This is a genomic window from Rhizobium oryzicola, assembly GCF_030504645.1.
Classification (GTDB): domain Bacteria; phylum Pseudomonadota; class Alphaproteobacteria; order Rhizobiales; family Rhizobiaceae; genus Neorhizobium; species Neorhizobium oryzicola.
On sequence record NZ_JAUKWQ010000004.1, the window covers coordinates 361,612 to 375,514 of the forward strand.

13 protein-coding genes are annotated in these 13,903 nt (G+C 59.9%); 10 read left to right on the top strand and 3 right to left on the bottom strand.

From position 1 onward, the window contains the following. Positions 1 to 2: 2 nt before the first annotated feature. Positions 3 to 605: an NAD(P)H-dependent oxidoreductase gene (locus Q2T52_RS15165; protein WP_302077614.1), complete on the bottom strand. Its 603-nt coding sequence runs from the start codon at positions 603 to 605 to the stop codon at positions 3 to 5. 272 nt (positions 606 to 877) lie between these two features. Here Q2T52_RS15165 and Q2T52_RS15170 point away from each other — a divergent pair, with 272 nt between their 5' ends. Together Q2T52_RS15170 and Q2T52_RS15175 are read left to right on the top strand one after the other, a co-directional pair. Continuing rightward, entirely contained in the window at positions 878 to 1,597 is a 720-nt protein-coding gene (locus tag Q2T52_RS15170) for a hypothetical protein (RefSeq protein WP_302077615.1), read from the top strand. 116 nt (positions 1,598 to 1,713) lie between these two features. After that, positions 1,714 to 2,604 (top strand): MBL fold metallo-hydrolase, encoded by an 891-nt coding sequence (locus tag Q2T52_RS15175; RefSeq protein WP_302077616.1) that lies wholly within the window; start codon positions 1,714 to 1,716, stop codon positions 2,602 to 2,604. Here Q2T52_RS15175 and Q2T52_RS15180 read toward each other — a convergent pair. Then, a complete protein-coding gene (locus Q2T52_RS15180) occupies positions 2,601 to 5,330 on the bottom strand; it encodes an ATP-binding protein (protein WP_302077619.1) in 2,730 nt (909 codons plus the stop codon). The genes Q2T52_RS15175 and Q2T52_RS15180 overlap by 4 nt on opposite strands. A gap of 322 nt (positions 5,331 to 5,652) precedes the next feature. Continuing rightward, positions 5,653 to 7,023 carry an aminotransferase-like domain-containing protein gene (locus tag Q2T52_RS15185; protein WP_302077620.1) on the bottom strand — a complete coding sequence of 457 codons (1,371 nt, stop codon included), beginning with the start codon at positions 7,021 to 7,023 and terminating at the stop codon, positions 5,653 to 5,655. 264 nt (positions 7,024 to 7,287) lie between these two features. Between Q2T52_RS15185 and Q2T52_RS15190 the strand changes: the two genes are divergently transcribed. From Q2T52_RS15190 to Q2T52_RS15225, 8 genes are all read left to right on the top strand, one after another. Then, entirely contained in the window at positions 7,288 to 7,770 is a 483-nt protein-coding gene (locus Q2T52_RS15190) for an MSMEG_0572/Sll0783 family nitrogen starvation response protein (protein WP_302077621.1), read from the top strand. 87 nt (positions 7,771 to 7,857) lie between these two features. Then, positions 7,858 to 8,847: a Nit6803 family nitrilase gene (locus tag Q2T52_RS15195; protein ID WP_302077622.1), complete on the top strand. Its 990-nt coding sequence runs from the start codon at positions 7,858 to 7,860 to the stop codon at positions 8,845 to 8,847. After that, on the top strand, positions 8,840 to 9,961 hold the full coding sequence (locus Q2T52_RS15200; protein ID WP_302077623.1) for an MSMEG_0568 family radical SAM protein: 1,122 nt from the start codon (positions 8,840 to 8,842) through the stop codon (positions 9,959 to 9,961). The genes Q2T52_RS15195 and Q2T52_RS15200 overlap by 8 nt, the downstream gene beginning before the upstream one ends. Next, on the top strand, positions 9,958 to 10,497 hold the full coding sequence (locus Q2T52_RS15205; RefSeq protein ID WP_302077624.1) for an MSMEG_0567/Sll0786 family nitrogen starvation N-acetyltransferase: 540 nt from the start codon (positions 9,958 to 9,960) through the stop codon (positions 10,495 to 10,497). The genes Q2T52_RS15200 and Q2T52_RS15205 overlap by 4 nt, the downstream gene beginning before the upstream one ends. Further along, positions 10,497 to 11,468: a sll0787 family AIR synthase-like protein gene (locus tag Q2T52_RS15210; protein ID WP_302077625.1), complete on the top strand. Its 972-nt coding sequence runs from the start codon at positions 10,497 to 10,499 to the stop codon at positions 11,466 to 11,468. The genes Q2T52_RS15205 and Q2T52_RS15210 overlap by 1 nt, the downstream gene beginning before the upstream one ends. Next, the gene (locus tag Q2T52_RS15215; protein WP_302077626.1) at positions 11,461 to 11,739 is read left to right on the top strand and encodes an MSMEG_0570 family nitrogen starvation response protein; all 279 of its coding nucleotides are present in this window, start codon (positions 11,461 to 11,463) and stop codon (positions 11,737 to 11,739) included. Before Q2T52_RS15210 ends, Q2T52_RS15215 begins: the two co-directional genes overlap by 8 nt. Before the next feature lie 11 nt (positions 11,740 to 11,750). Next, entirely contained in the window at positions 11,751 to 13,007 is a 1,257-nt protein-coding gene (locus Q2T52_RS15220; protein ID WP_302077627.1) for an MSMEG_0569 family flavin-dependent oxidoreductase, read from the top strand. Then, on the top strand, positions 13,004 to 13,825 hold the full coding sequence (locus Q2T52_RS15225; RefSeq protein ID WP_302077628.1) for a Pnap_2097 family protein: 822 nt from the start codon (positions 13,004 to 13,006) through the stop codon (positions 13,823 to 13,825). Before Q2T52_RS15220 ends, Q2T52_RS15225 begins: the two co-directional genes overlap by 4 nt. Positions 13,826 to 13,903: the final 78 nt, after the last annotated feature.

Sequence of the window (13,903 nt, forward strand, 5' to 3'; positions counted from 1 at the left end):
GGTTACCCTCCGATCAGGTGGACGAGATCGTCCCTGGACAAGGTTGAATAAGAGCGCGCCGCCTGCAGATCGAAACGGTCGTCGCGCAACGCCGCCAGCAGTTGCGGGTAGGCATCAATGTGCGCCTGTGCACGGTCCTCTTCGATATGGTTGGCAGCATGCAGCACGAAGGGCGGCAGGAACTCCATGCCGCACAAGGTTGCCGTCTGACGTAGGGGAAGCAAGAAATCCTGGATGGGATGCTCATTGCCGCCAGTTGGCGAATAGTCATCGCGCCGGCCGCCGGTGGTGACACAGGCCAGCATATGCTTGCCCGCAAGCTTCTTGCCGGAAGGGCCGTAGGCAAAGCCATACTCCAGCACCAGATCCTGCCACTGCTTCAACAGCGCAGGCGTCGAGTACCAGAAGAGCGGAAACTGGAAGATGATGACATCATGCTCCAGCAGCCTTTGCTGCTCCCGATCCACATGTATGGAAAAGCGGGGATACTCGGCATAGAGATCGACAAGGGTAACCCCGTCGACGCTGCGCGCGCGCTCGGCCATGGCCAGATTGATGCTTTTCTTCCGTTGCGCAGGATGCGCAAACAGAACCAGAACCCGCATGTCAGAACCGTCTTTCTCAAGCTGAATTGATGGCAAGGCGATGCCACGCGAACCGCAGCAAGCGGACGGCAGCTCTTGTGTTTAGTCAAAAACGATGGTGGCCGATTGAACAATCCGGCGGCTTTCGTACGCATGCATGTCGATGCTCGAACTGGTGAAGCGCAGTCGAGTCATCGCCCGGCGCGGAAAGGCATGATCATCAAAGATGTCGCTCATCTGGCAGGTTAGGTAGAGGGGAAACCCATCCGAACATCTGCAGAAGGAACACCCCGATGACCCCGCTCGTCAAAAAGATTATCGACGCCCATGGTGGACTGGAGCGCTGGAAATCCTTCTCCAGTCTCACTGCGCATCTGAAACAAGGCGGTGCCTTGTGGATGTTGAAGGGGCATGCGGGGCGTCTGGATGAAACCAATGTCACCGTTGGCCTGGATCGAGAATGGGCCTCCCATCATCCCTTTGGTGCAGAGGGTCTTGTATCGCATTTCGAGCCTAGCCTCGTGCAGCTGAAGGATGCTGTTGGCACCGTCGTCGACGAACTGAAGGATCCGCGCGCCTCGTTTGCGGGGCACACGCTTGAGACGCCGTGGAGCCAGACGCAGCTCGCTTACTTCGCGGGACTTGCAATGTGGACCTACCTCAACATGCCATTCCTGCTGGCCGCACCGGGCGTGCAGGTTGAGGAGATTGGTCCGTGGCGGGAGAAGGGTGAGACCTGGATACGGCTAAAAGTGACATTTTCGTCCGACATTGCCACCCACAGCACGGTTCAGACCATCTATGTCGATGCCGATGGCCTGCTGAAGCGCCATGATTACGATGTGGAGATTGCCGGCAATACGCCGGGCGCTCACTACATCGATGGCTATGTTGACGTGCAGGGCCTCAAGTTTCCCACCATCCGGCGCATCTTCCCGCGCCAGCCGGACGGGCAGTCCATGGCTGAACCTCTCGTCGTCTCGATTGATCTTTCCGACATTCGTCTGACCTGATCCTATGCCTAGCAGACGGTTGCGGCTATGTGTGGTCAACACTGTCGGCGAACAGGCCGGGATTGCAAAGTCACACAGGACGCGGCGCGTTGAAGAAAGACATCTTGGGGGCAAGGATGCGGATTGGTGAGATTGAAATTCGACGCATTGAGGAATATCGGGGGCCGGCCTTCGGCCCCACAGTCCTTCTGCCGGATTGGACAGCCGAGGCAATCGAGCCGCATCTGAATTGGTTGCTTCCGAACCATCTGACGGCATCCCGAGAACAAGTGATCATGTCGTCTCACAGCTGGCTGGTGAGAACGCGGCATCACACCATCCTGATCGAAGCCTGCACAGGCAATCATAAGTCGCGCCCCGGCGGTGCCCCGTTGTTCGACATGCTGGACAGACCTTATCTTGACCGCTTGACGGCGGCAGGCGTTCGTCCAGAAGAGATCGATTACGTGCTTTGCACGCATCTTCATGCCGACCATGTGGGGTGGAACACGTATCTTCACGACGGCCGCTGGGTGCCGACCTTTCCGAACGCAAAATATGTCATGTCGAAGATCGAGTGCGAGGCGCTTCAAGTCGGCGGCCATGAAGCCGACTTCGCAACCTGGGGTCCGTTATTCTATCAGGACAGCATCCTGCCGGTGCTCGAATCCCGCCAGGAGATGCTGATCGAGGGCGGCTTCCAGCTCGGCGATCATCTGGTGGCGGAAAGCACGCCTGGCCATTCACCGGGGCATCTGCTGTTTGCGCTGCGTGACCGGGGAGAGGAGGCGTTGTTCTCCGGCGATATCATGCATCACCCGATCCAGGTTTATTATCCCGATTGGAGCAGCGCTTTCTGCTTTGATCCCGTGATGGCTGCGTCGACGCGGCGGAAGGTTTTGGAGCGTGCAACGGAGAACCGAAGCCTGCTCCTGCCCGCCCATTTTGCAGCACGGGGCGCCTGCTGCATCAGCCATAATGCAAGCGGTTTCCAGTGCCAGGGCCTTGATGAGCCGGATAGCGACTAAGCATCCAGGAGCGCTTCCGCCTCTTCCATCTCGCAGGGCGGCGGAGGCTCCGGAAAGGTCGCAAGGGCGGCATTGATCAGGCGCTGGCCTTCGTTGCGCCCGGTGTTTCCCAAAGATGCGGCAAGGCTTTTGGCTGCCCGCAAATGCCAGAGGGGAGACCCTTGGGCGACCGAAGCGTCGATGGCGGCAGAAAACAGTCTTCTTGCCTCTTCGGGATGTTCATCGCGCAGAAGTTCGCCTTTGAGACGGATGAGTTCCGGTCGGCACCAGCCAGCATTGGACTCCAGCGCCCAATCCACCAGAGCAGAGCCGGAGCGCTTTCCTGCGAGGACGACGACCGTTTCCAGTCGTGCCCCATTCGTATCCCCGACAAAGGCCGCCTCCAGGCGTTGCCGGTTTCCCGAGGGTTCATCAAACAAGGGCTCAAACCCATCCGCCCAGAACAGCGATCGCGATATCGAGTGCTTGATAGCCAGTTCACGAAGCAGGTCCAGCAGGTGCCGGGCCGTCTCAAGCTTGTTCTGGCCAAAGTAAACGGGGAAGGCTGACACATAGATCGCAAGGCAGGTGGAAATCGCGTCGTCATTGTTGAGCGCCTCAGCGACGGCTTCCTCAGCCAGTTCGATGGCTCGAGTTCCAAAGCCTTGAATCCAGGCGGTCTTGGCCATCAGCATCAATGCGACGGTTCTCTGGTCATAGCCCGCGCCGCTTGTGGTGGTGCGCCCGACAGTCTTGCTGCTGGCCTCGAGCGCCAGGTGGCAGAGCCGGTTCATCTCCTCGTGCTCGCCGAGAAAGTGCTTGTTCATGGCCAGAATTCGGCTGCTGGCGCCACCGGGCATCCGGCCGAATTTATGCTCCAGCCGGAGCGCCACATCCACGGCTTCGGCATATTTGCCTTGGGTGGTGATAACAGCGCATCGGCCACTGTGGGCTCTCACGATTTCGACGTGGTCACCCAAGTCTTCTGCAATGTCTCCGGCAATTTTGAACTGGCGCACAGCTTCGTCATCTGCCGTCACGCCCCGCACGTGGAAGAGAACATGGCCCATGGCGGATCTCAGCTGTGCCTCGATCAAGGGGTCTGTGGCGGTTCCTTCTTCCATCAGACGAACGGCGCGCTCGACGACCTGGAGCTCTTCGTTCATGAGACCAAGTTGCGTCCACAGAATGTGCGAGATCGCCGAAATCTGCAGACAAAGCGCGCGGCTCTCACTCTTGCAGCACCAGGCCAAGGCAGCTCGCACGTCATGGATGAGGTCGCCATGAGCGTTCATCCAATCCGCCTTTTCCATTTGCCGCCATTCCGCCTTGGCGTGCTCAAGTTCGGCAATCACCCACAGGGCATGCGATAGTCCGCATGCGTCCATCTGACCGCTAGCTTCCAGCTGTTCGCGGGCGAAAGCACGCGTCATCTCCAGCAAGCGCATGCGACCGTCGCGCCGCGTCGTGGAAATCAGCGACTTCGAGATCAGCCCAGCAAGGGCGTCCTCGAATGTCTCCGGGCCGAGGGATTTCGGCGAAAGGGCGCTTGCGGCCGCTATGTTGAATGGGCCGGCGAAGGCAGACAGATGGCAAAGCAGGATCTGTTCTTCCGGCAACAGCAGATCGTAACTCCACTTCAGTGTTGCCTTCAGCGTCTGCTGGCGAGGGGGCGCGGTGCGCCGCCCGCGACGAAGCGCATTGATGGGATTGCTGAGGGATGACGCGGTATTTTGCAAGCCGAGGCCTGCCGCACGCGATGCCGCCAGTTCTATAGCCAGCGGAATGCCATCAAGCCGACGCACGATTTCGGCGGCAATCGGCAAGTCTTCGGGCTGTCGCAAGCCTTGCCCGCCAACCAGCGCGAGCCGCTCATGGAACAGTTCGAGAGCCGCATAGGCCTCGATGGTATCAGGGACCTCGTCGGCTTCGGGGACGGCGAGGCTTGGGAGCTTGCGGACATTTTCCGATACCACCCGCAGAGCTTCCCGGCTGGTTGCGATGAAGGCCGCGTTGGGTGTCAGGCGCAACAACTGCTCGATCACGGTGGCGCAGACATCGATCACGTGCTCGCAGTTGTCGAAGACGAACAGCGCGCGTGACCGGCCGATCGATTGTATGATGCCGGGTAGCGGATCTGCCGAGAAGACGCTGAGGCCCAGTGACGAGGCAATCTCGGAGGTGACAAGATCGCTGCTGGAGAGCGTCGCAAGATCCAGAAAGAAAAGCTGGTCGAATTGACCTTCCAGCGCTCTGGCAATGGCGATGGCTGCTGATGTCTTGCCGATGCCTCCAGGCCCGGTGATGGTCAGGAGTCTGGCCGAATCCATCAACTCGACGGAGCGATTGATGAATTCTTCCCGCCCGATGAGCCTTGCATGATTTGCCGGCAAAGTCTGACGGATAGGCAGCTCAGCCTCAGCCGGGATATTATGATCCGTTTTCGAGACCGGCTTGGCAAACTTGTATCCGACACCAGGAATGTTCACGATGCACGTGGGAGACGTGCCGTCATGAATCGCCTTGCGCAAGGCGACCATGTGTACGCGAAGAGCCGCCTCATCCACATGCGTGGTGGGCCAGACGGACTTGATGATCTCGTCCTTGCTCAGCGTTTGTCCAGCATTGGCAACCAGGCAGGCCAGAACGTCGAACGCCCGCGCACCGATTCGGACGACCGACTCGCCCTTGCTCAGACGGCGCTGTGTAGGATCAAGCTCGAATTCACCAAAGCGGTAGATCGTCATCTTGCACCCTAAAATTGATTTTGTTCATAACCATGGCCTTCGCAATGACGTTTCGTCCTTGCTGCTTGCCGGGTGCACCTGGCAGCGTGTTCTGATGCCAGTTGAGAAAGTATGACTTTTATAAAATGGGATACGCCATATGCTCTGCTGCTGCAACCGGGAAGAGGAGCATGTTTTAGCTGCGCCTGACGTTCCGGATGGACGCGCCTTTCTCGAAGTATCTGGCGCGCCATTACCAGCGGGCGTCGCATCGCCGTAAGCCTTTCCAGGCAATTGTTGCCGCCAGCGATCACGATATTGTGCGTTGGACCTGCTGCTTGCATCACCCCATCCATCCTGCGTCTGACAGGGTGTTCGCAATGAATAGAAGTCCGGCCCGCAGCTCCTCGCGCTGAATAACGCCTCCTAGGCATACGCGCACATGCTCATCCGGGGTGCCAAGAACCGTAAAGGCATCTGATGGCATCAGTCCCACGTGCCGGCCTGCCATGCGCCCCATCAATTCGGCTCGGCTCGCGCCCACCGGCAGCTTCAGCCAGATGTTGAAGGCTTCCGGCTCTCCCTTGAAGCTGTAACCGGCCAATGTTTCCGTTGCGATGATCTGGCGGGCCGCACTTTCCGTGCGGATGAAGCGACGAATGGCATCCGCTGTCCCATCCTCGATCCAGCGTGTGGCAAGCGCCATGCAGATCGGCGACGGCATCACGGCGCTCGCACGCAGGGCCTGTGCAAGCGTATAGGCGGCCCGCGCATTGGGGGCGACGGTATAGGCAAGGCGGAGGCCGGCGCCCAAACATTTGGCTAGCCCGCCAATGTGCCAGGTGAGGTCCGGCGCAAGGGTCGCGAACGGTGCCGGTGCGATCGCCGGAATGAACCCGTAGGCATCATCTTCAATGAGGGGCAGTCTGTGGCGTATCAGGACTTCGGCAATCTCCATCCGGCGCGCCTGTGGAATTGTCAGCGTTGTCGGGTTCTGGACGGTGGGGTTCAGATAGAGCGCCTTCGGCTGATGCAGATGGATGGCTGCATCAAGAGCTTCCGGCATTATGCCGGATGCATCCATGGGAAGGCCCACCAGCTGAAGGCTCATTCGGGCGGCAATGGCGCGTAGCCCGGGATAGGTCACGCCTTCACATAGGATGACATCTCCGGGCCGCGTCATGGTCGACAGCAGCGCGGTCATGGTTGCATGGGCACCCGGCGTGATGGCAATCCGTTCCAGGCTCGGCACCATGCCGCGCTTTGAAAGCCAGGAGGATGCCGCTGCCTTGTCCTGCGCTCCGCCCGTTGTGGATTGGTAGCGAAGTAGCGAGACAAGGTTGGCGGCGACGGTTCGCAAGCCTTCCTGCATGCGCGCGACGAGATCGGGGTCTTGCGGTTCCGGCGGCATGTTCATCGAAAGATCTTCGTCGCGTGTGCGGCGCGGATCGACTTCATGACGCGCATAGGCAGGCGTGCTGACGAATGTGCCGCGTCCGACATGGCTCTCGACCAGACGACGAGCGTTGGCTTCCGTATAGGCGCGGCTGACCGTAGTGAAATCGATGCCAAGCTTCTCCGCAAGCTTCCTCTGGGGCGGCAATCTTTCCCCTGACGCGATCTTGCCAGTCTTGATAGCCGTTTCGATCGCGTCTGCAATTTGAAGGTATCGCGGTTTGCCATCGGGCCTGAGCACCGGAAGCCATTTCGTCATGCCGTCTCGAATCCTATCTTTCATCAATTGTTGCTAATTGTATGCATCGGTATTGCGCATGGCAACCATTTAATTCGAGAGTAAATAGTGGGCAAGGTCGACGCATAATCTGCCCTTTCTACGGGCAATGTGAGGAGAGAAAATGCAATTCACATGATGATTTCGGTAAGATGAACAATTATTGTATGGATATTAAACTTAATATTGATTCATACAATTCCTGTCGTACGCTTGGTCATCCCAACCGCAACAGGAGCGACAGAAATGCCTCAAGTCACGCATGAAGCCCACAAAGATGGCGACTTCTTCGTTGATTACGAATCCAAGGTCTTCGAGGATGTGAAGGCCGATCCGGGCGAAAAGGCCCTGGTGACCTTTCATACAGTTGCCTTCGAGGGCTCCATCGGCCTCGTCAACATTCTCAACGCCATTCGCCTGCAGCGCAAAGGCTATGAAACCTCGATCCTTCTGTACGGCCCGGGCGTGACGCTCGGCATCCAGCGAGGCTTTCCCAAGCTTGGTGACGAGGCGTTTCCGGGACACCTGAATTTCAACAAGAACCTCGAGCGTTTCATGAAGGAGGGCGGCAAGGTCTATGCATGTCGCTTCGCGCTGCAGGCGCTTTACGGCCACGGTGAGCCATCGTTGATCCCCGGCATTATCCCGATCCTGCCGCAGGACGTTCTGGATTGCGTGCTGCTGCACAAGAAGGCCAACGCGCTGATCATCGATACCTGGACAGTGTGATCCTAGCCAGGATGTCCGGGCTCTGTGTCCGCCCGGGCATTCCGCACCCTGACCCCACGCGCCCTCAACGATGCGAAGGAGCTTCCCATGTCCCGAACCGTCCGTGCCGCCGCCGTCCAGATCGCGCCTGACCTCACATCGCGTGCCGGGACGGTTGAGCGTGTCCTCAATGCGATTGCAGAATCTGCCGAAAAAGGCGCTGAGCTGATCGTCTTTCCGGAGACATTTGTTCCCTGGTACCCCTACTTCAGTTTTGTCCTTCCGCCCGTGCAACAGGGGCCGGAGCATCTGCGACTGTACGAGGAAGCCGTCATAGTTCCCTCCGCCGAAACCAGAGCCGTGGCCGAGGCGGCGCGCAAGCGCAATGTTGTGATCGTGCTTGGCGTCAACGAGCGCGACCGGGGATCGCTTTACAATACCCAACTGATTTTCGATGCCGATGGCAGTCTGAAACTGAAGCGTCGCAAGATCACGCCCACCTATCATGAACGGATGATCTGGGGGCAGGGCGATGGAGCCGGTCTGAAGGTTGTCGATACCGCCGTCGGACGTGTCGGTGCGCTTGCCTGCTGGGAGCATTACAATCCCCTGGCGCGCTATGCCCTCATGGCGCAGCACGAAGAGATCCATGCCTCGCATTTCCCGGGCTCTCTCGTTGGCCCGATCTTCGGTGAGCAGATCGAGGTGACCATGCGCCATCATGCGCTGGAATCCGGCTGTTTCGTCGTCAATGCCACCGGATGGCTGAGCGAAGAACAGATCCATTCGATCCACCCTGACCCCGCGCTGCAGAAGGGCCTAAGGGATGGCTGCATGACCTGCATCATCACCCCCGAAGGGCGCCATGTCGTGCCGCCGCTGACGTCGGGAGAGGGCATTCTGATCGGCGACCTCGACATGCGGCTGATCACCAAGCGCAAGCGAATGATGGATTCGGTCGGGCATTACGCACGGCCTGAACTGCTGCATCTTGTCCAGGATGTGCGCCCTGCCCGGGCGCTGGAGCAGATCGGCAGCGCCCGCCCGCCCCATGAAGATCTCGACACTACCAGTTTTCAGGAGGTTCAAGATGCTTGATCTGCAGCCCTCGACCGATCCCGAACTCATCAACGATCTCCAGACAAAAGGCATGCGGCTTGTCGATCCACGGGCGGGCCACGAAAGCCGGCGCGGCGGCGCCGGTCCCTCCGATCACAAGGCGGTCAGCTTTGGCGATACGACGGTCATGGTGCCAGTGCATACAGCCCCCGCCTTCGACAGCCCCTATCTGGTCGAAGCGCCCGGTGCCGATGGCAAGGCGCGCATCACGCGCGATGGAGCCGAGGTTGCCCGTATCCGCTTTCCCAATCGCCCCAAATTCTATGACCTCGTGACGGCCGACGGCATTCCCTACAACAAGATTGCGGTTCTCCATTCTCGCGACGTGCTTGCCACCACGGTTCTGCAAACCTGCATTCGCTATGAAAGCCGCAAGAAGACCTGTCAGTTCTGTTCGATCGGCCAAAGTCTGGCGGCTGGTCGGACCGTCGCGCACAAGACGCCCGAACAATTGGCGGAAGTTGCCAAGGCAGCCGTCGAGCTGGACGGCGTCAAGCACATGGTCATGACGACGGGTACGCCGCCGGGTAAAGATCGCGGTGCTGCGATCCTTGCCGAAAGCGCACGAGCCGTCAAAGCTGTTGTCGATCTGCCGATCCAGGTCCAGTGCGAACCGCCGGAAGATGACATCTGGCACCAGCGCATGAAGGATGCAGGCGCGGATGCGCTCGGCATGCATCTGGAGGCGGTCACCCCTGAGGTTCGCGAACGCATGATGCCCGGCAAGGCCAGCGTGCCGCTTTCAAAATATTTCTCCAGTTTTGAGGCTGCGGTGAAGGTGTTCGGGCGAGGACAGGTCTCGACCTATATTCTCGCGGGTCTGGGCGATACGCAGGAGGCGATTCTCGACATGTCGGAACGGCTGGTCGCGATGGGGGTCTATCCCTTTGTCGTACCCTTCGTGCCGATTTCGGGCACACCGCTCGAAAGCCATCCGGCGCCGACATCGGAGTTCATGGCGGGCATTCTGGAACCGCTTTCCCGCATCGTGATCGAAGGCGGCCTCAAGGCCTCCGACATCAAGGCCGGATGCGGCAAATGCGGCGCCTGCTCTGCTCTTTCCACCTATGAAAAGCTGAGGGTTCCGGCATGAGCCTTATGGACCATCAGGCCTTCATCAGCCCGGAATTCATCATTCGCGCCGCAACAGAAGCCTGGGAAGTGGCGGGCGCTCGGCGCCTGCGCCATCAAGTCTTCGTCGAGGAACAGAAGATCTTTGCCGAACACGACCGGGACGCAATCGACGAGATCGCGCTTCCGCTGGTGGCGATTGCTACAGTCGCGGCGGAACCTGCCGATGTGGTCGGTACGGTACGCATTCACCAGTCCTCGTCAGGCGTCTGGTGGGGCTCAAGGCTTGCCGTTGCTCCCGACTATCGACGGGTTGGCCGGCTCGGCGCAGAACTGATCCGTCTGGCGGTTAGCACGGCCAATGGCGTCGGCTGCCATGTGTTCAACGCCCATGTTCAGCTTAAGAATGTTCCGCTCTTCCGGCGGCTGCACTGGGAGGCGGTGAAGGAAGTCGATCTTCATGGCGTGCCGCATATGCATATGCAGGCGTCGCTCCCCTATTATCCGGCCATAGGCAATCCTGCTGCCGGCTGGTCTGCCAGGGCGCGGAGGGGGTGATGGACCTCCAGGATATCGCCGCTCAACTTTCAGCGCATCCCTCAATCCGCGGCAAGCTTGATATTGCGGCTTCGACACGCGCACTGGCCTTGACCGCGTCTACGAGCGGCAGTCCGGGCGATGACGCGGCAGCGATTGCGCGGCCTGAAGGCGGCTGGGACCTTTTTGCCGGAGAAGGCTTCATGCCGCAGTTCGTGCAGGATGATCCATGGTTTGCCGGCTGGTGCGGCGTCATGGTCAACCTGTCGGATATTGCCGCCATGGGAGGGCGCGCAACCGCGCTTCTGGATGCGATATGGGCGCCGGACGCGGCCTCTGGCGACCCTTTGCTGAAAGGCCTGCGGGATGCGGCGCAAGCCTATGGCGTGCCGATCGTGGGTGGCCATACCAATCTGCGGAGCGCAGAGCTCAATCTTGCCGTCTCCGTCACGGGTCGGGCAAGCCGCTTGATTTCAAGCTTTGCTGCCCAACCGGGTGATGCGCTGATTGCCGTTGTCGATCATCGTGGAGAATACAGGCCACGCTTCGACAACTGGTGCGCAGCCCTTGAGGCGCCGCATGATCGTCTGCGCGGGGATTATGAACTCCTGCCGCTGCTGGCCGAACGGGGTCTGGTCGATGCGGGCAAGGATATCAGCCAGGGCGGCATTGTTGGCACGGCCCTGATGCTGGCCGAATGTTCACGCTGCGGGTTCGATATTGATCTCACAGCCATTCCCCTGCCGCCCGGTGTGGAGATGGTCCGTTGGCTGCGAACCTTTCCGAGCTACGGCTTCCTGCTGTCGGTCCGACAGGACAAGGCGTCAGATGTGTGTGCTGCCTTTGCGGAGCGCGACATCAGCGCGACCGTCATCGGGAAAGCTCATGTCAGGCCCGAGATTGCCCTCGTGCTGGAAAAGGATCGCGCGATCTTCTGGGACTACGCCGCCTCGCCCTATCTCTCGCTATCCAAGGAAACAGCACATGCCTGAGGTCCGCTTTACGATCCGCTGGCCCGATGGGGCAGAAGAGAGCTGCTACTCGCCCTCGACTGCGATCCATCGTCATCTCGCCGCCGGTGAGACCTATCCCCTGGCCGAGTTCCTGGACCGCGCCCGCTCTGGCTTGAACGAAGCGTCTGAGCGGGTGGCGGCCAAATACGGTTTCGCCTGTTCTGCCGCTATGGACCAGTTGGCGCTCATTGAGCAGGCCGCGAAGAACCAACCATCGGACGGGCATGTCACCTGTCTCTCCCTGTCATGAAAGGGCTTCCCATGATTGAGATCATTCCATCTCGTGTTCCTGTCCTGATCATCGGTGGCGGGCAGGCCGGGCTATCCGTCAGCTGGTATTTGATGCGAGAAGGCATCGAACATGTGGTGCTGGAACGGCATCGTCGTTTCGAGAGCTGGCGCAACAATCGCTGGGACAGCTTCTGTCTGGTCACGCCCAATTGGCAATGCCGCCTGCCCGGCTGGAGCTACAGTGGAAAGGATCCTGACGGCTTCATGCTGAAGGATGAGATCGTTGAGTATCTGGATGGCTTCGTGGAAAGCTTCAATCCTCCCTTGCAGGAGGGCGTGGACGTCACCCGCGTCGCACCCCGTGATGGCGGCGGCTATCTGGTCGAAACCACTGCGGGGAATTGGATTGCCGATCAGGTCGTGATTGCCACGGGCGGTTACGACAACCCTATTGTGCCGCCCTATGCCTCGGATCTCGATCCCGCGATCGTGCAGATGCACTCGCGCGATTATCGCCGCCCGTCGCAGCTTCCCGAGGGCGCGACGCTGATTGTCGGCACGGGCCAATCCGGCGTGCAGATCATGGATGATTTCCATTTGGAAGGGCGGCCTGTTCATCTTGCCGTCGGTCCGGCACCGCGCAGCCCGCGCAAATATCGCGGCCGTGACGCCACCGATTGGCTCTATGATGCCGGCACCTATGCGGTCACCATCGATCGCCACCCCGATCCCATCAAGGCGCTGACCCAGACCAACCACTATATGTCCGGGCGCGATGGCGGCAAGGAGATCGATCTACGCAAATATGCGCTAGAAGGCGTAAAGCTCTATGGCTCCGTGGCAGGTGGCGCCGGCACGAAGATGAGCTTCCTGCCCGATCTGGAAAAGAACCTCGATGATGCGGACCGGAGTTACCTCGGCATCCGGGCGCAGATCGATGCCTGGATCGCCTCGCAGGGGATCGATGCGCCGGAAGAACCACCCTTCGAGAAAGTTTGGCGGCCTGAACAGGAGATCACGGAAGTCGATCTTGTCGCCTCAGGTATCACCTCGATCATCTGGGCGATCGGTTTTCGTCCGGACTATTCGTGGCTTGAGGTCGACTGCCTCGATGAACGGAGCAAACCCAAATACCATCGCGGCGTGACCGCGGCACCGGGGCTATACTTCATCGGGCTCGGCTGGCTGAATACCTGGGGCTCGGGGCGCTTCCTCGGGATTGATGAAGACAGCCGGTACCTCAGCGAGCAGATCGTTGCGCGCCAGAAGAAGGCGGTTGCTGCATGACACTGGCGGCTTCTGCTCCTTGCCTGCCGCCGCAGTTGATGGAGCGGCATGTGCTTGGAATGGCCGAGATGGGTTATCTCGGCCTCTCCGAGCAATGGTTGCTGCGTCGCGCTGGCGACCTGCATTGGCGGCTCATCGCGCGGGCTATGGGGCAGCGGGAAGCCGTGTTCACCTGCGCGGCAGGAGAGCCGCTTTATGCCGCCTTCTGCGCGACACGCCTGCATATCACCTCGCCTGAGCGTCCCCAGCTCGGCAGTGAGTTGACGCTTGCCGCCGATCTTTACCGTGTCGGGCATGGGCGGCTGGCGTCGGTGCAGCGCATTGAGGTGGATGGCATCCGGATTGGACAGGTTGTGCTGATTTCAACCTTTGTCGGACGCGCTGACCCATCGAGCAATCGCTCCATCGTGCGGCGGGCGCCGAAGGTGTTGGTGGTGCCGCCCGATGCCCCCTCCCTCGTCCAGAAAATGGCGCGGAATGCCAGCGATGTGGCGCGTTCGGCGGGCAAGGATGAATTGGAGATTACGTCGGTCCTGCCTTGCCCCTCTACCGATTTCAACGCTGTCGGGCTTCTCTATTTCCCGAGTTTCAGCGCTCTGGCAGAGCGGGCAGTGTTCGAGGCAGGCGCCTCCCATGTGCGCACGCTACAATCCCGTAACGTCGTTTATCTGGGCAACCTGGAGCCGGGAGAGCGCGTGACCGTGGCATTTAACCAGAATCCCCTCCGGCAACACGCGTTCTTGCGGGGTGAGGACGAGCGGCTGATCGCCGTCATGCGGACCCGCTATCGTGACATGACTGGTCAATCACGGCGTTGAACAAGATTACATTTGCTTGCTCTTGGGGATTTCCAATCCATGAGAACCACCGCGCCCCTGAAAGGCGCGGTGGTATCG